The organism is Flagellimonas sp. HMM57, from assembly GCF_021390175.1.
Classification (GTDB): Bacteria; Bacteroidota; Bacteroidia; order Flavobacteriales; family Flavobacteriaceae; genus Flagellimonas.
In genome coordinates, this window is record NZ_CP090004.1 from 1,141,395 (window position 1) to 1,159,876 (window position 18,482).

Below are 18,482 nucleotides of genomic sequence, written 5' to 3' on the forward strand. Positions count from 1 at the left end.
CAGAATGTCAAGCAAAGTACTTTATAGACCCATAGGTGAAAAGGAACTTATTCTTATTGCGGAAAGTGACTTCAAAGAGTTTCCTCCAAGACTAGAGTGGCAACCTATTTTTTATCCTGTTTTGAATGAAAAATATGCATGTGAAATCGCTTCAAAATGGAACACCAATGACGAATTTGGCAACTATCTGGGCTTTGTAACCCAGTTCCAAATAAGTATGGCAGAATTCTCGAAATATAAAATTGAAAATGTTGGCGGAGCCCATCATAACGAGCTTTGGGTTCCTTCAGAGGCGTTGGAAGATTTCAATAACGCCATTATTGGGAATATTGAGGTAATTCAAGTTTTCAAAGGTGATAAGTTTAAAAATACAACTCATTCAATATCACAAACAATAATAAAAAGACTTGGCGATAATGACAGTTAGATATATAAAAGGCGATATCACCAAAATATCCACAGACATCATAGTAAATGCCGCAAACACTTCATTGCTAGGTGGAGGCGGGGTTGATGGCGCCATCCATAAAGCGGGAGGTAACAGCATCCTGGAAGAATGCATAAAAATCAGAAATAGGCAAGGGGGCTGTAAAACTGGTGAGGCTGTTATTACAACAGCAGGTGAATTGCCAGCGCAATACGTCATCCACACAGTTGGTCCAGTATGGAACAGCGGCAATAGCAACGAAGAGAAACTATTACGCAACTGTTATTATAACAGCCTAATTCTTGCAAAATCTTCTAAGGTAAATAGTATTGCTTTTCCAAATATTAGTACAGGGATTTATAAGTTCCCCAAGAAACTTGCAGCTTCAATTGCTATTGATACAGTTAAAGAAAATCCCATAATAAATAAAGTGCTATTTGTGTGTTATGATGAGGAGAACTATAGGGTTTACAAAAAAATATTAGAACAATGACCGAACAACATAAAAAACAAATCAGTAAGTTTTTGAGCCTTATCTTAAGGCATCAACCTGAGAAAATCGGATTGAGCTTGGATGAAAATGGCTGGGCTTCCATTGCCGAAATTCTTGAGAAATCTAAGCTACGATTTACGTTCAATGAATTAGAAGAGGTTGTGGTCACAAATGATAAGCAAAGATTCTCATTGAATCAGGACAAAACTAAAATTCGGGCCAATCAAGGGCATTCCTTAAAAACCATAGATTTGGGGCTAAAAACTCAAACTCCGCCAGTGTATTTATACCATGGAACGGTAGCCAGGTTTGTTCCTAACATCAAACAACAGGGGCTTAAAAAGATGAGTCGACAACATGTCCATTTAAGCGAGGATAGAGAGACCGCATCTCGAGTTGGATCAAGAAGAGGCAAGCCAGTTCTGTTAAGCATTTGGGCTTTGGAAATGCATACTAAAGGTCATCGGTTTTATAAATCTGAAAATGGCGTATGGTTAACAGATGCTGTACCGTCTATGTTTATAGACTTTAAAGACCAAGGATGAAGAGAAAACTTGTCATAGGGGATATTCACGGGGGTCTGAAAGGATTGACACAAGCATTGGAACGAGCAGCCGTAACCAAAAATGATACCTTGATTTTTCTTGGGGATTATGTTGATGGCTGGAGTGAGTCGGCCCAGGTCATTGAGTATTTAATTAATTTATCAAAAGAACAGCGCTGCATTTTTGTTCTAGGGAATCATGATTTATGGTGCAAACTTTGGCTTGAAAAGGGTACAACGAATCCTATTTGGCTAGCACATGGAGGGGAGGGCACCATTAACAGTTACATAAAATCAGGTTTTTTGACCAAACCAAGTCATAAAGATTTTTTTAATGGGTTAAAAAACTATTGGATAGATGATAATAATCGTCTTTTTGTGCACGCTGGGTTTACATCCATGCATGGTGTAGAAAAAGAATATAATGAGAATGATTTCTACTGGGATAGGACACTTTGGGAAGCAGCGAGAATATTAAGACATGTGAAAAAAGAAAAGCGATCTGAAATTGAGACTAGACTAGCACTTTATAAGGAAATATATATTGGGCATACTCCTACCACGAATTACGGAGAAACAGAACCAATTAACTCCATTAACCTATGGAACATAGATACTGGAGCAGCATTTACAGGCAAACTCACTATTATGGACGTGGACACGAAAAAATATTGGCAAAGTGACAACTTAACCCTACTCTATCCCAGAGAAAGGGGAAGGAACTAACGAAAAGAAAAAAACGAGACTGTGACAAAGTATGCTACATTATTTGGAGGTTCTGGCAATAATCGAAATTCTAAAGAGTATCTGGAGACCATAACTATTGGTAAGATATTGTCTAAAAATGGTTTTACTGTGAAAAATGGCGGTTATGGAGGTATGATGGAAGCCATTTCAAAAGGGGCTGCGCAATCTGGAGGAAAGACAATAGGTATAACATGTAAGCAAGTAGGAACCTCCGAAGGCAATCCCTTTTTAACAGAAACCATTGTGACCGATAAATTGTATCAAAGATTGCAATTGCTTATAGAAGATACTGAGGTGTTTGTTGTACAAAAGGGAGGTATTGGCACCCTTTCGGAAGTGTTCTTAACATTGGATGTGCTTAGAAAGGAGGCTTCCAAAAAAAGAATCTACTTTATCGGAGAAGTCTGGGAATCGGCCCTAGAGTCATTAAAACAGTTACTAATACCAGAAAAGGAACATGAGTTATTTCATTTCGTGGATAATGCTACATCTTTTGAAAACATGTTGAAACTAAACCACCATGCATAAAGAGCACCTTTTAGAGCAACTAGCCGAACTGGAACACCAACAGTGGATGAATTGGGCCAAGCATTTAATCCATACTGAAAATCTATCTCAAGCCACCATTACAAGATGGCAATCCTTTTTTGTCCCTTATGAGCAACTTTCAGAAAGCATCAAAGAACTGGATAGAGATTATGCCAGAAAAGTTATGGATGTAGTCAAAAAGCACCCATATTATCGCTGATTTCAGGTAATTCATCTTTTTTTGCGTAAAAAAAACGCAAATTAATTTGGAGAATCAAAATACGATTTTATATTTGTGTAAATATTACGCAAATATAAAAGATATGAACCCACTACTATTCACAGACGGTTATAAAGTAGATCATAGAAGGCAATATCCAGAAAACACAACTTTAGTGTATTCAAATTGGACACCAAGAAAAAGCAGGATTAAAGGAATCGATGAAGTCGTTTTCTTTGGCCTACAATATTTTATCAAAAAATATATCATTGAAGATTTCGAAAACAACTTCTTTAATCAACCTAAAGAGGCCGTTTGCGCAAAATACGCCAGAAGAATCAATAATTATCTGGGCGAAAACAATGTAGGCGTTCAACACATTGCTGCACTTCATGATTTGGGCTATATCCCTATGGTTATAAAAGCTTTACCTGAAGGTGTATCCGTACCCGTAAGAGTGCCCATGTTTACCATGTACAATACAAGACCTGAATTCTTTTGGTTGACCAACTACTTTGAAACATTACTATCTACCACTGTTTGGTTGCCATGTAATTCAGCCACTATCGCAAAACAGTATCGCACAATTCTCGATAAGTACGCTAAAGAAACATCTTCAATACCCGAGTTCGTAGATTGGCAAGGTCATGATTTTTCCATGCGTGGCATGGCTGGGCTAGAAGCTGCCAAACTTAGCGCAATAGGACATCTATTGAGCTTTACAGGAACCGACACCATACCCGCCATAGACTTTTTGGAAACCTACTATAATGCAAACTCCGATACTGAATTGATTGGTGGGTCGGTGGCAGCTACCGAACACTCTGTCATGTGTATGGGAACAAATATTGGCGAAGAAGACACCTTTAAAAGGCTTATAACGGAAGTTTATCCTAATGGTATAGTTTCCATTGTCTCTGATACTTGGGACCTTTGGAAGGTACTTACTGAGTATTTACCAAACCTCAAACAGGAGGTTTTAGGACGAAACGGAAAAGTTGTTATCCGTCCAGATAGCGGTGACCCAGTAGATATTATTTGTGGAAACCCAAATGGAGAAACTCTGAAAGAGCGAAAAGGTGTTATTGAACTGCTTTGGGACGTCTTTGGCGGCACAATTAACGAGAAAGGGTATAAAGAGTTGGATTCTCATATTGGAGCCATCTACGGAGATAGTATCACCTTGGAACGGGCAACACAAATTTGCGAACGTCTTAAAATGAAAGGTTTTGCATCTACAAATATTGTATTGGGGATAGGCTCTTTCACCTACCAGTTTAATACACGAGATACTTTTGGCTTTGCAATGAAAGCCACCTACGGAGAAGTTAATGGAGTTGGCAGAGAGATTTTCAAAAACCCGATTACAGATGATGGCACAAAAAAATCCGCAAAGGGACTCTTAAAAATCGTCAAATCAGATGGAAAATATGAGCTTGTTGATCAAGTATCCTGGGAAGAAGAAAGATTAGGCGAACTCAGAGAAGTTTTTAGGGATGGAAAACTAATCATCGAAGAATCGCTCATAGAAATTAGAAACCGAGCAAAAACAGCCTGACATGACAACAAGGCCAAATAAACCGCTTTGGAATTTCTCAAGCTTTAATAATCTCAACCCTAAAATACTAACTAATGTCCACGCTTTCAGGGTAGACATTAGGTTTGACTTTTCACTCTAATTAAGATGAGAACCACTTCTTTTCTATGGACTCACCGCCCTTTTCAGCTTTTAAATCCATAACACGCACGCAGGATCGTAATAAAACTGAAAAGGTTTTTATTAAATGGTTGTTCTTTACTTTTTGATATAGTCTCTTCGAACTCCATTATCATCTTGCAGTTGCATGTTGTCAGTATCTAATTCAATTATCTGAAATATAGATGTGCCCACGGAGAAATTAATTGTTAGAATATTTGAATCCAATCGCCATGTCAAGGGTTGAAACTGTAATGTATTGTTTCCACTATCAAAATCAAAGACTTCAGACTCTCCTGTGCCATCATTATTAAAAACTATATCTGCCCCATCCCTAGTCCAAGTACCAATTAGAAGCTCACGTGATATTTCTTTGGTTTCCGATGGACCTTCAGCGGTGTCTGAACTACATCCGATTAAACACAAGAAAAATACTAGCGTAAAAGAAATACTTACAAAGATTTTTGATTTCATGATTTAGAATTTTAGCAATAATTAAAAACACAACGATGTGTCCGATAAATTATTGTAGTATTCACATTTTGGGATGTGTTTAAAGAATATACATCCGAAGACGAAAGACTCATCAAAAAAGTTGGCGAAAGGATACGCTTTTTGCGTGAGGAAGCTGACCTATCTCAATTTCAACTTGCCGTGAAAGCAGAAATACCAAAAAATCAAGTAGGAAGAATAGAACGGTGTGAAATAAATACAAGTTTAGTTACCCTGGGGAGGATTGCGAATGCACTTGAAGTGGACTTAACTGAACTGTTCAAAAAGTAATTATTCATAACATCAATTCTCTTCCTCAATCTCTTCAGATTCACCACTAAGTTCATTTTCTAAATTTCTAATTTCTCTCCCGTTGTAATGCTTATGCTTTACAGTATCTTCTTTTCTTACTAGAAAAAAAGTATCACTCCATAACTTATCTTCATCCCTGTCGCTAATTGTTGAAGTGAATCTATTGTGGTCGAGCAATATGTATTTTTCTTTTACGTATTCCTTAGACTTATCATCCAAGCCATCTATCCAGTTTTCATCTGCTACAAATAGCATGTCAAGATTGGCACCAACTAGATAATTATCCCTTAGTTGCACTCCAACAAAACTGGCTCCTTTCATATTTGCCAAATGAAAATAACAGTGTGAAATTTCAGAGCCATACTTTGGATTCTTCTTAAAGGACAGGTTTGAAAATTTTATGTTTTCTAGGTTGGCAGCGCTGAAATCACATCCATCTAACTTTACTCGGTCAAAGCTTGCGTTCTGTAAATTCCCAAGCCTTAGACTTGCGTAAAAAAAGGTAAATGAGTACAAAGAAGTGTTTGACAGATTGCAGTTGTCCAGTTCTAAACCGTTTTTACCAAGCTTTGAGCATATAAGGCAATCCCCTTTAAGGGCCTCAAAAGCTATATTAGAGCATTTATCACATTGAAATTTTCGCATATCTCTGGTTATAATTATCTTCTCCTTTGATTACACCTTAGAGCTCAAAATAGCCAACATCAATAAAATAATATCACGTTTTTTTGACGGCGGGAGTTTTTGAACGGTCTTATAAATAAGTTCTATCTCTTTTTTTAGGTTTTCCATGTCCAGCCCAAAAGGTATTAATCGAAGAAACCACTTCTTAAAACAGCCAATGACTCTTGTTTTTTCTCTATTCTTATATAAGTCAAAAAATCTTTCTCAGTCTTGTGACCAGTGAATAACATAATGTTTTGTACAGGTTTCCCTTGTATATAAAAGTTAGTACAAAAACTTCGGCGTGCCGTGTGCGTCCTTACAAGTTTATATTTTGGTATTTCTTCAGCTACTTTTTTACCTCCCTTGGTATAGGTGACATTTATAAGCTCATTGAATCCAACTAAACTGCAAGCGAGTTTGATATTTTTTCTTAGAATGGGTTCGCTTAGTTTTGGAGGAAATCGATTATCATATCTTTTCATTACCTCCCGAATCTCTTTGATAATGGGGATATGGGTGATTGTGTCAGTTTTTTTTTGACTAAGCTTAATAAATTTGTGACCATCAATTATTTCGATATTCTTCTCAGATATACCATTGTAGTCACTAACTCGTTGCCCAGTGTAACAGCCTATTAAAAAAATATCTCTAGCTTGTTGAATTCTGGGCATTTCACTAAAATCTTCCTTAGCAAGAATTTTTATTTCTTCATTTGTGAGATAAACTTCTGTAGTTCTTTCTTTAAGAACTTTAAAATTTCGGTTTTTAAATATTGCGTTGTTGGTAACTCCGTTAGTCAAAGCATCATTCAGGAAAGTCTTTAGATTCTTTATATGCTTTCCAATACTGTTTAATCTGTAGTCCTCTTTTTCCATTAAGGACACAAAGCTTCTATAGAATACCATATCAATATCATCAAATCTAATTACCGTTCTATTTTTTTTCTCATATAGTTCAAGTAATCTAATAGTCTGATGACAATCTGTATAGGTGGTAACCTTTGTTTGACCTTTCTTGGATTGAAGCAACTTTAATGCGTATGGAATTAATCTGCCATCATCATCTTTGATATCCTCATCTTCATTCTTGTCTAAGTAGGTTGCAACTAAACGAGACAGTTCGGCTATATCTATGAAATTGTCCTCATTAATCATTTTGGATAGTTGATTCTGAGCAAAAACCCTTGCCCTGTCAATGGTCTCGTTTATTTGGTAAGCATTAGCCAACATTCCCTTTGTTGTTTTGACTCTTTGTTTGGCCATATCCCACTGATTAAATGGGCATTTATACCCGATACTTTTTTTAAACCTTCTTCCTTTCGAAGAAAAGTGCATAACGATTAGGCTTTCTTGCTTAGGATTTTCCGCTAAAACTTTAAAAGATTCTTTTAGGCTAAACCTAATCACTCCGTGTGCACTTCCTGCTGTTAAATTCATAAATTTCTTTTTTAGATTTTACAGAACTATATCCATTTATGTGCCAATGCAGTGTGCTTGACGGTGTGCTTGAGGGCTAAATAATTCTGAAAAAGATTAAAACTTATTTAATGACAGAAAGTCAAATTATGCTTGGCAGTTCATGTTTTAAGCGGATGTCATCAAATATGTTTCAAAATGATATAATAATCGAGTCCCGTCCAGACCGCTCAAGCTCCGAGAAATCGGAGCTTTTTATTTTTAAGTAATTGAAAATCAATTATTTAAAAAAATAGCAAAAACCTCATTTCTTCCCTTTTCCTAAAATTTTGAAGTAATTTTGAAGTAAACTTTATAAGATAGTTTACTTATTTGTAAACTATTGCCAAATGCTGTAATGAATTCTCTTGGGGTAAAAATCATTGCGGTCTGAACCAGACTGCCTTTAATTTATGGTTAATGCTATGAGCTACTCTAAGAGGTTTGAAAATATTTTTTTTGATTAAATCTTGTAAATCCCTCATGGCGTGGCCTTGGAAACCTTTGTTAAAGAAACATATTTTCGAACATTATCACACCTTCAAATCCATTATCCTGTTCCTTCAGTATTAAGTTTTCAGGTAAGTGTTGGGATGTTTGCTTTTTGTCTAAGTCACCTCTATTGCACAACTACTCTTTGCCCTTTGGAATGTCCGGAGAACTCAGGGGCATACATGCTTTGCAAAGTGGATATCCCAGTAGAAAAATTACCACTGTTATTGACCCTTAAATCGTATTCGAGAATATATGTGCCTTTTGGAAGATTATCAAAGAAAAAATGTGTCGCTACATCCTTCGTAGACTGATAATACCCCAAACCATCTTGCCATTTATACATGGAAATTACATCTATTGGCTCCAGCCCGGAAGCTCTTAAATCTTTCAGATGAACGAATTCCAAATCATCATTGGAGCTTACTTCCAATCTTATTGTAATTAGGTCCCCAAGATTCAAATTAGATTCAGCACTTATAGGTATAAGCCGTTCCCCGTCTATTGATTTCTCCTTTAGGAATAGATTTTTCTTGATTGTCAACGGCCCGTCTTCAGAATCTTCTATTTTGTCCAAATCTTCAAAATATTGCCAGTACACCCCTCCAAACCCAGAAACTTTACTTTTGTTTTGAATTTTGACTGTGGCCATTTCCTTTGATATTTCATCTTCGGCCCAATTAATTTTTAGATATCCTGTTCCGGCTTCTTTTTCTGCTGGTTCTAACTTCTTGGTTTGAATTTTTTGATTACCAATTGAAATTAAAGTGTTATCGGAAACAGATAGCCAGTCACTCCCTTGTATAAGTAGTGCATAAATTGCTTCTGTAGTAGCTTTGGTGGTATCCCATTGATGGGTTCGTTTGTTTTTTAACAGCCATAATTTAAGACCATCAATAATTTTCTTGTCAGTTCCAATTTCGGTAAAAGCTTCAATAAGCAAAGCTTGGGTCTCAATTGGAGCCTGAAACCAATACCAACCAGCTGTATTCTCTTTCCAATAAATCCCATTTTCTTCACTATGTACAGCTTGTTCCTCCAAGCCATCAATAATCTTTCTTGAGATCTCTTTATTATCAGACCTATCCAAAATGAGTGAAATCATGGCTTTGTTATACAGTGATCTAGCGAGCCAACTTTCCTCACACATCCTGAGGTATTTTGATTGAATTGCTTTTAGTTTTTCCGATAAGGGGTGACTCTCCAAAAAGAAACTTCTAGCGTATAGGTAATGGATATCAGAATTGGTCAGAGTCATCTTGGTAGAGTCCATCACATTCTCAAGAACTCGCTCATAACTTTTGACAAACTCCAGATCCAAATACATCAAAGCCTTCTCAATAAGTTTCTTGGTTTTATAGTCGCTTTCAGTCCTGATATTCATTTTTTTCAAATGGCCAAAGCCAGCCACAATATGTCTTGTAATAAAATTACTTTCACGACCGCCTGAAAACCATGGAAATGCTCCTGAAGTCAACTGTAGTTCTTTTAATTTATTAATGGCTTGCATTTGATGGTCAATAACTAAGTTTTTTGAGAAAAGCTTTCCAAGTCTTGCTTTGTTGTCACTTTCGTTTTTAGAATCCCTTACCCAAGGTGTTTCGGCAATCAATATGGATTGTAACTCTTTGTTTTCCTCCAAAGGATTTTGTTCTTGCCCAGAGTTGGCCCAACTCTGGAAAACCTCCGCTATTTTAGGATTACTGTTTGCAATGTGTTCTGCGATGGCATTGGCATAAAACCTTGAAAATGTCTGTTCTGCGCACTCGTATGGAAATTCCATGAGATATGGCAGTGATTTTATGGCCGACCATGCTGGGTTGGAAGTATACTCCAATGTAAATCGATGGTGTTTGAGTGAATTGGAGCTTTGTGTCTTTAATTTTTCAAAGACAACCTCTTTGGTATTGTTTGGTAAAACCCATATAGGTTTAGATTCAGTGACCAAGATTCTGTTTGACAAAACCGGGATAACAATACTTTCGCCGTCACTCTTTTTGCCTGATTTTGCCAGCACCTTAAACTTGATGGCATTTATGTTTTCCGGTATATAAAACTTCCAAGAAACATTTAAATCATTGTTTGGAGCAATAGAAAAGTTTTGGCTTTGGTCGTCATTAAAGACCTTTATATCTAATGATTTCATTGTCACTGCATCAAATAGCTGCAAAACTGCTGTGCCAGTTTGTGGACTGGAAGTAAGGCTGCTGATTTTGGCAGAAAACACCAAAGAGTCTTTTTCTCTGAGAAAACGTGGATAGTTTGGAACAATGCTTAAGTCTTTTTGTGTTATCGCCGTTTTTTCTAGTCTACCAAGCTCTAAATTCTTGGTATGGGCAAGCATCATAAACCGCCATTTAGTCAATGCCTGAGGAGAGTTAAAATTGATATTGACAGTTCCACTGGGGTCCGTCGTTAGGTTGGGAAGAAAAAAAGCTGTTTCCTTTAAATTGGTTCTAGTTTCAACCTGTAACGCTTCTTCCAATCCTTTTTTCGTAGTTATGATAACAACACCGTTTGCTGCTCGGGATCCATAAATTGCTGTTGCTGCTGCATCTTTTAAGATTGAGATATCTTCGATGTCCGATGGCATAAGGGTTGTTTCATTAAATTCACCTTCTCCGAAAGTCATGATTACCCCGTCAATAATAAAGAGTGGTCTTTTTTTGGTGTTCAATGATGTCATTCCTCGTATGATGACCTGTGTCCCGGAACTTGCATTTCCAACTGTTTGGGTTATTTGGACCCCGGCCAATTTCCCTGCTAGTTTATTTTCTATATCATTTTGTATACTGATTGCATTTGTATAGACCGCACCAGTTAAATCCTTTTTCCTGACCACTCCATAAGCTGTGACCACAATCTCATCAAGAGCTTGGGCGTCTTCAGTAAGAGCCACATTGACGGAAGAAGGTTGAGTGATGGGCACAATATCGTTTTTAAACCCTATATAACTAAAAGTCAGTTCTGATCCTACCGGAGCATTTATGGAATAATAGCCATCAAAATCAGTTTGTGTGCCCACAGTTGTACCATTGATCACTACATTGACACCAGGAAGTGGAATCCCGTCTCCATCGGTAACAATACCACTAATATTGCCTTCTGCTTTAGGGGGTTCGTATGTCTTGAGTTTTAGCTTTTGAAGATAACGGTCATTATCATACTTGGTGCTGCCGAAATCAAATCCATACCAGTTAAGCTGGTGATAGTTTTTCAGGAAAGTGAGTACATTGGTTCTTGGCGCATAGTTGAATTTTCTAAAGCTTGTCGTCGTAAAAGAATAGTGGTCATCAATTCTTGGAGCAGAAGGGTTATAATAGTTTCGGGATTCCAGTTGATTGCTCCATTCATGTTGTTTAAACTGGTCAAGGGAAGCATCGTACATACTTGCCAAAATTTCGGCATTTGCATTTTTATTTTCAGAATTGGTTATTCTAAAACTCCATGTTTCATTGGCATCAGGTACAAGTTTGTTCCTGAAACTTAAGGTTTCTATGGACAGCCCTTTGGTAATTTGGGGAAAGTCAACCGCAAATTGCTTGGAGTAAAGACTATTGAATTTGACAAAATAGGCATTGAATATCATTTTATCCTTATAGGTTTCCTTGACAGGAATTTCTATGGATGTAACACCTTTTTCAATGTCAATTTCTTTGCTGTACACCTTTTGTTCATTGCAATAACCTTCCAAAAAGAACTTTAGCTTTTTTGCAGCTGTACTAATTTGAAGCTGTACAACGCCATCCCGTTTATAAGCACTATTTGCGATTTTATAATCGAAGAGTTGACCACTAGGAACAGTAGACGTGTTTTTATCAAAAACATCGAACCTTCGCTCAATTTTGACCGTGTCATTTAAATTGTCAATTGCAGTCAGTACAATGGCGTAAGCTCCTATTTGCCATTGTTTCATATTGCCGAATTCAATTTTGTCCTCCCCATTTGTTTGCATTTGTTTTCTTAGTACTATTTCACCTTTGGGCCAATGTTTCTTTATATCTAAACTATCGTAAGGCTCATGCGGAAAAAGTTGTCTGAACTCTTTTTTTCCAATGACCTGTATTTCTGGCAAACTCCAAGGTTTTTTGCGGAACACATTGGTAGGTTCTTTTAATTTAAATACCTCTATTTCAAGCTGGGCCGGTATGGGTTGGGAATTTAAATTTTGCGCTGTTATGGTAACGCCGTTTGATTCCTCCTTATCTAATTTAGAGGCGATTTCAAGTTTGGCATCCAAGTTATGATAACCAACACGAACCGTAGTTTCGGCTGATCTTGTCTCGCCATTGATATCGGTAACATCCACATTGATATAATAAGAGTACGTAGGTTTATGTGCAATCGCAATGGTAGAATCAGGGATTGATAAAAATGGAATCTCAAAATCTCCTTTTTCGTTAGTTTCCATTTCACCTTGAGCTATTATTTGTGATTTACCATGATAGTATAGGCTTCCCCTTAATGAAGTAGTATTCCGTTCTACAGTGTATTTTACAGTTGCATTTTTAATAGCAGTTCCCAATAGGGCATTGGCATTACCCTTGACCAGGACAGAATCCCCAACCAAAAGACTTTCCTTTACTTCATCAAGCGTTACTTCAAAACGAGGTCTCTTATATTCTTCAACCGAGAAATAAACTTCTGCCATTTCAAAATCATCAATTTTGTACCAATAGGGATCCTCATCTTCTTCGTCCGTTCCATAATCTTCATCCATTTCAATTGAGAATTCACCTGTAAGAACATTTCGGGGTATTTCATATTGGCCATGAACCGATCCAAATTCATTGGTCTTTAATCGTATTTCCTTTAGTTCTTCATTGTTGGCATCATGTATAAAGAGTGTAACCCAGACGTTTGGAACCACTCTCGTTTTGCCCTTTTTTCTTTCGGCGACTATCCCTTTAAAGTAAAGCGTTTGTCCTGGTCGATATATGCTCCTATCTAAAAAAAGGGACATTTTTGCTTCGTGCTCATCATCACCGTATCGATAATCGTTTTTTGCATATAACCAGTAGTCGTGGTTCACAATAGTATCATTGTCTTTGGAGACGGCAACCTTTAAATCATAGGAATCTTTCTTTGGTCTTTTGATCGAAAAAGAACCATCGGCATCCGTTTCTCCAATCTTGAGGTAATCATCGTCATCGCTAAGTGTAATTTTAGCTCCAGAAACTGTATGCCCAATTGACCTATCGAGTAATTTAAGGTTTAAACGTTGCTCAGTTAATGAAGATAACAACACCAAGTTTGTGACCTGGACTTTTTCGTAAGCGTATATCTCATTGAGTGACCTAGGATTCTCGACTCTGGATGCAACTATCAAGTGAGCCCCTATCTCTAGTCCTGGAAAGTCTATTTCCGTACTATGGCCATAAAAATCCTTTCGCTTTTGTAGCCTATAAAAGCTGTTGGCAATGGCTTTTTTGGATATAATAATGTCGAGTGCAACACTATCACGTTTATAAGAGTAAGTATTGGCAAAAAATTCGTTCGGAATGGAGTAAATGGAGATATATAGGGAGTCTACATTTTTAAAAGTTGTTTTTCCTAAAAATGGTTTTTGCGGCACTATATTCTTTTCTATTTCAATATCCAAATCCTGTTTTTCAATCTTATTTTCAAGAATCTTGCACAAGAGTCCGCCATCTGAATTTGGATATCTTTCAACTACTTCCTTGCACAGGTCATAAGCTGTGATTCTATTTTCAGCAAGCAAAGGATTGTTTTTGGCATTCGAGATGTTGGAAGCACCCAACAAGCTTTCTGCAATTTCATAGGCAATCACACCGGAAACCTTATGTCCATCATATTCTTTATACAATAATTTTAATCTGTTCAAGTACAGCTGATTCTTATTCCCTAAAGGCGAGTTATCCCTAGAAAATTTGAGTCTTTGAATAACAACATCAACATATGCCGTTGTATCCAGGTCTTTATGGAAGGATTCCAAACTTTGGAACAATTTTAAAGCCTTACGGTTTGAAAAAATACTATCAACTGTAACAAAGGGTTCTTCAACAAATTTCTCTGTGAATCCAAAGATTATGGGATTGGTAAGAAAGAAACGCTTACTCGGCCTATTTACGTACCAGCGATCGATTTTATGGAACGCCAATGCTCGATGCATCAAAAAATCATAGAGTGTGGGTCTATATTTTATAGAAGTGTTACTTTCTGTTAGTATTGCCTTGAAATTGTCAATGGATATTTCCTTTAGTTTATCCGAGCCTTGTAAGGCTTTTTTATGCTGCTCTCCAATATAAGCTACCAAGGTATTGGCGTCCCACTTTTCAAAATCATCCGTTTCGTCATTATTTAAAGTCTCCGTTCTGTTACGGATTTTATATTGATTATGAGCCAAGTATTGTTCCAAAAAACCAGCATAAACGGATTGAAGAAGTGCATTGGTCGGAAATCTAGAAGTATTGATATATTCTTTGATTTCTTTGACAATGCTTTGCTGCGCGTTCTCTTCTAATAATAAAGCAAATTTGGACTTGTATATAAAGCTTTTGACTATTTGGTCGCTGTCATTAGCCCTATTGCCCTTTTTGAGAATTTTGTCAACTGTTTCAGATGCACTTTTAAACTTCCCTTCAAGTTCAAATTGCTCAACTTCCTTCCAAAGTTTTTCGTATTTGGTTTGTGCCAAAATGCACTGAAATCCAAGGATTAGGGATACAAGGAGTAGTAATTTTCTCATGGTGGTCAGTTTTCCTACAAGTATTAAAATTATCGTCTTTGATTCAACCACCAATGAGTGAAGTAGTTATTTTGACTAGGGAAGTATCTATTTATGCAGATTTCTATGTCAATTAATATTAGAATTTAATTTGAAAGAGAATCATTCACTACTTCACCAATAGCATTCAACTGCTTATCCAAATAATAAAGACCATTCAACTCAGATTTATAATGAGTGACAGCCACTTTTTCGGTATTGTCTGCTAAATCTCCATTTTTATTATAACGCTCTATAGTTCCAATAAGTCCCGAAGGGGCAAATTTATATTTATAAATAGCTGTACCATATTCATCTTCAATCAAATCTAAATTAACATCATAAGTTGTACTTTTTTTTGCCTCGCCTATATCGTGCCATTCATAATCGATTTTATGGTATCCATATTCCCCAATAACAGGTTTTAGATTTTTGTCGAAATATTCATAGGTCAATGTATGGACTAAATCATCCATTGCCCATTTTTCAATTGCCACACCATATTGATTGTTTGTGAGTCTATTTTGCTCATCTAAATAATGATATTGGGTTATCAGTTGCCTCTCGTTGTATACATAAACTATCACACTAACTCCATTTTCATTCTTTACCCTCTTCCAATTCGAATCAAAATACTCCTCCCTCACCTTATTACCATATTTATTGTAAATGTATTTAGTAATGGCTACACCTTTTTTGAGTTTACTATGAATATCATACTCAATCACCAAAGAATCCAATCCACTTTGGTTATAGTAAAACTGTTTTTTAAAAGCACCTTCAATCTCTGAAGGTTTCATTTTGATATCGTAATAAGTACGCTCAGAAAGTTGATTTTTGCTGTTGTATTTATAAAAATTATATGTTGTATTGTTTCCAGTATTGGCCAATTCATTGTCCTTAGTAAAATATGTTGTTTTTGACTTATTCCCATTGTTGTCATATTCCCAACGAATTATAGCCACATCTGAATCAAACTCCTTTAACAAACCAATGGAATCATAGGCTTTGGTTTCTATTTTGTTTCCGTATCTATCATATTCAAAAGTGTATTTGGCCACTCCATCACTAGTTTTTGCAAAATTTCCATTTTTATCAAAGTAAGTCTCACTAAGAATATATTTTTTTGAGTTTAGCTTTTTTCTGGTAATGGCAATTTTATCATTGCCAGCAAAAATGTTTCCATAGCCATCAATATTTTGTTCAACGACAATACTATCGCCTTCATACAAATATTTTGTGGCAGCAAGTTTAGATTCTGTAAACCTTAGAACATATTCAGGATAATATGTGGCCTCATAAGTTAAGCGTTCTAAAGAATCATATTCTTTTACGATATGAAAAATATCATCATTAGCTATTATGGGCTTATGATGTTCATTAAATCTCTTAATACTTGTTTCGTTGTCATACAAATCATAGGTATACTCGTATATGGAAGCACCATTTTGGTCATAAGTATTTTTACCATCAGCATCGAGGGAAGTAACCCTTGTGATATTACCCCTTTCGTCGTAAACATAGGTTAAATGAAAATCGTTTAAATGATAAGCAAAATCACCACTTTCATTATATAGTCGATAATATGATTTTAGATTATCATCATTAAACTCCAATTCATATTTTGCGATTAAATCATTGTCATTTTTTGGTTTGCCATATTGGTCAAAACCTTCAAACAATATGGTTCTTCCTTTTTCATCCAGCACCCTTTTCTCATGGTATATTCCATTATTGTTAGCAATTCTTTTTCCACCTTTCCCAAAGTATGATGAAAAGTATGAGTTGGAGTCAGAATCGTATTCCCATTGGGTCATGAAGACCAGGCCATTATTAATTCGATTTCCTTCATCATCAAGGTACTCAAAGAGCCAATTACCATCTTTATCAATAGAACTACTCTTGACACAAAATTTTAGGTTTTTATTATAAGATTCGTCAGGGTTTAGATACTGTACTTCAAAATGGTTATTATCTCTTTTTATAATCTTGGTAATCGCAGTCCCAAAATACCCTCCATTAAATAATTCACCGTTCTTATAAAATCTGATTATTTTTTCATTGTTTTTATTAAATATCAGCTCATAAGTTTTTCCATACTTGATTTCCCTTTCTCCAACTGGATAGGAGGTTAATACCTTATGGTCAAAAGTAAAATAGATATGCCTGTAGAAGTTTGTCCGGTTTTTCGAGAAATCATAGTAATCATAAATGTCCTTGTTTTTGTAATATGCCGTTTGTCTTAACCAATCATCAATTTTTAGCTCCCAGTAACGCTGCATTTTAACATCGACATTATGATCTGAAATACTGTCATACAAGTCATGTAAATCTTCTAACTTCTTAGAGTATTTAGCTTTTAAAGATTTAATCGTTTCAAATGAAAGACCTCCTAAACCTTTTTGAATAATATCTTTTCTTAAAAGTCGAGCACAGTACTCCGTGATATTAAAATGATACTGCTCGTGTATTAGCAACTGCCCAGTAAGTTCTTCATTTTTTAGTCTCTTCGATTCATTTGGGTTCATATATGCATAAACCTTTGAGTTTTTTTCAGTGATTAAATCCGGACAAAAAATACTAGAGTTGATACTTGCATCATACCCATCTTCAACATAGCGTACAGGTTCAAAATCATCCCATTTTAATTGAGTCTCTGACCACAATATCATTTCTTTATTACCTGAACCCACTTTATGGGTGAAGCCAAATACCAAAATACAGGCCAGTAATACAACAGAGGCTACTAAATGCTGTCTAGGCTTCATCGTTTCCAGTTTTGGTTTTAAACAACATTTTATATCCCAAAAATGGCAAATAAGTGAACGCCATAAAGAGGACTGCTATTAGCAACTCAAAATGTATTGTCTGAATGTAGATTTCAACACCTCTGAAATAAAACGTGTACAGACGAAGACATATATATAGTAAAATAGCATAAAGAAGGGGAAGCTTAATGATTACTTCCTTGCTATCAGGGAGCTCACGTCCTCTAAAATTAATTACCAACATCACAAAATAAGATATTATGATTGATAGAGCAATCCAGAGAAAAAGAGCAAGTCCGCTTGTATATAAGTACTCAATACAAAGTGCTATAAATAGTGTATTTAGCAATACCGGGCTGCTAACACCTACCAATGTTTTTACTAGTGAACCTCCTTTAGGCTGTTCAACATTTTTATCTGCCTTTTCACCCTTTGGACTAAAACCATATTTATTCTCATGTGGTTCACCATCCTGAAAAATAAGCCATAATCCATAGAAAGGAATTAATTGGTAAAATCCACTATTACCCAAATCATGGCATCTTTTTGCACCTTGAGCCAGAAAAAACCAAATAAAAACTACATAGAGGAGAAAAAAGACAACACCTCCTTTTTGAAGTTCTTGCCAAATAAAAGCTACAGTAAAATATAGTAGAATGTAAATAAGATAGCTTAATCCATATTCCAATCGTCTTATACGACCTTCAAATGAAAAAGGGGATTTGAACATACTGTGTTAAGGTGGTCAAGGTTTGTTTCTTTTGACTAATATAGTAGATTCTTGAAAAGAAAGAAACTTCTCCAAAAGCTGTAAAATACTGTTTTAACCAAACAAACGGAATTGGAAAGCTAAAAACACCTAGAATTGGAGAAAAACCTCAAAATTTCTAAGGTTTTTGTGCAATCAATTTTAACA

The 18,482-nt window shown here is 36.0% G+C and carries 14 protein-coding genes; 8 read left to right on the forward strand and 6 right to left on the reverse strand.

Annotation, left to right across the window (positions count from 1 at the left end):
• Positions 1 to 4 precede the first annotated feature (4 nt).
• The 7 genes from LV716_RS05185 (at position 5) to LV716_RS05215 (ending at position 4,517) form a co-directional block, all read left to right on the forward strand.
• Positions 5 to 427: an ADP-ribosylation/crystallin J1 gene (locus LV716_RS05185; RefSeq protein WP_163416695.1), complete on the forward strand. Its 423-nt coding sequence runs from the start codon at positions 5 to 7 to the stop codon at positions 425 to 427.
• Positions 417 to 920, forward strand: a complete 504-nt coding sequence (locus tag LV716_RS05190) for an O-acetyl-ADP-ribose deacetylase (protein WP_163416696.1) — start codon at positions 417 to 419, stop codon at positions 918 to 920. The genes LV716_RS05185 and LV716_RS05190 overlap by 11 nt, the downstream gene beginning before the upstream one ends.
• Positions 917 to 1,465, forward strand: coding sequence for an RNA 2'-phosphotransferase (locus LV716_RS05195; RefSeq protein ID WP_163416697.1), 549 nt, complete (start codon positions 917 to 919; stop codon positions 1,463 to 1,465). Before LV716_RS05190 ends, LV716_RS05195 begins: the two co-directional genes overlap by 4 nt.
• Positions 1,462 to 2,190 carry a metallophosphoesterase gene (locus LV716_RS05200; protein WP_163416698.1) on the forward strand — a complete coding sequence of 243 codons (729 nt, stop codon included), beginning with the start codon at positions 1,462 to 1,464 and terminating at the stop codon, positions 2,188 to 2,190. The genes LV716_RS05195 and LV716_RS05200 overlap by 4 nt, the downstream gene beginning before the upstream one ends.
• 21 nt (positions 2,191 to 2,211) lie before the next feature.
• A complete protein-coding gene (locus LV716_RS05205) occupies positions 2,212 to 2,739 on the forward strand; it encodes an LOG family protein (protein WP_163416699.1) in 528 nt (175 codons plus the stop codon).
• Positions 2,732 to 2,959 (forward strand): hypothetical protein, encoded by a 228-nt coding sequence (locus tag LV716_RS05210; RefSeq protein ID WP_163416700.1) that lies wholly within the window; start codon positions 2,732 to 2,734, stop codon positions 2,957 to 2,959. Before LV716_RS05205 ends, LV716_RS05210 begins: the two co-directional genes overlap by 8 nt.
• A gap of 103 nt (positions 2,960 to 3,062) precedes the next feature.
• Positions 3,063 to 4,517: a nicotinate phosphoribosyltransferase gene (locus LV716_RS05215; protein WP_163416701.1), complete on the forward strand. Its 1,455-nt coding sequence runs from the start codon at positions 3,063 to 3,065 to the stop codon at positions 4,515 to 4,517.
• Positions 4,518 to 4,754: 237 nt separating this feature from the next.
• Here LV716_RS05215 and LV716_RS05220 read toward each other — a convergent pair whose 3' ends face one another.
• A complete protein-coding gene (locus tag LV716_RS05220) occupies positions 4,755 to 5,129 on the reverse strand; it encodes a lipocalin family protein (RefSeq protein ID WP_163416702.1) in 375 nt (124 codons plus the stop codon).
• Positions 5,130 to 5,204: 75 nt separating this feature from the next.
• On the opposite strand from LV716_RS05220, the gene LV716_RS05225 reads away from it, so the two are divergent.
• The gene (locus LV716_RS05225) at positions 5,205 to 5,438 is read left to right on the forward strand and encodes a helix-turn-helix domain-containing protein (protein ID WP_163416703.1); all 234 of its coding nucleotides are present in this window, start codon (positions 5,205 to 5,207) and stop codon (positions 5,436 to 5,438) included.
• A 12-nt stretch (positions 5,439 to 5,450) separates the two neighbouring features.
• Here the strand turns inward: LV716_RS05225 and LV716_RS05230 are convergent, their stop codons facing one another.
• From LV716_RS05230 to LV716_RS05250, 5 genes are all read right to left on the reverse strand, one after another.
• Positions 5,451 to 6,104, reverse strand: a complete 654-nt coding sequence (locus LV716_RS05230; RefSeq protein WP_163416704.1) for a pentapeptide repeat-containing protein — start codon at positions 6,102 to 6,104, stop codon at positions 5,451 to 5,453.
• Between the two features lie 164 nt (positions 6,105 to 6,268).
• Positions 6,269 to 7,561, reverse strand: coding sequence for a phage integrase SAM-like domain-containing protein (locus LV716_RS05235; protein WP_163416705.1), 1,293 nt, complete (start codon positions 7,559 to 7,561; stop codon positions 6,269 to 6,271).
• Positions 7,562 to 8,198: 637 nt separating this feature from the next.
• The gene (locus LV716_RS05240) at positions 8,199 to 14,780 is read right to left on the reverse strand and encodes a carboxypeptidase-like regulatory domain-containing protein (protein WP_163416706.1); all 6,582 of its coding nucleotides are present in this window, start codon (positions 14,778 to 14,780) and stop codon (positions 8,199 to 8,201) included.
• Between the two features lie 125 nt (positions 14,781 to 14,905).
• Positions 14,906 to 17,566, reverse strand: coding sequence for a hypothetical protein (locus LV716_RS05245; protein WP_163416707.1), 2,661 nt, complete (start codon positions 17,564 to 17,566; stop codon positions 14,906 to 14,908).
• Positions 17,556 to 18,296, reverse strand: a complete 741-nt coding sequence (locus LV716_RS05250; RefSeq protein ID WP_163416708.1) for a DUF805 domain-containing protein — start codon at positions 18,294 to 18,296, stop codon at positions 17,556 to 17,558. Before LV716_RS05250 ends, LV716_RS05245 begins: the two co-directional genes overlap by 11 nt.
• Positions 18,297 to 18,482: the final 186 nt, after the last annotated feature.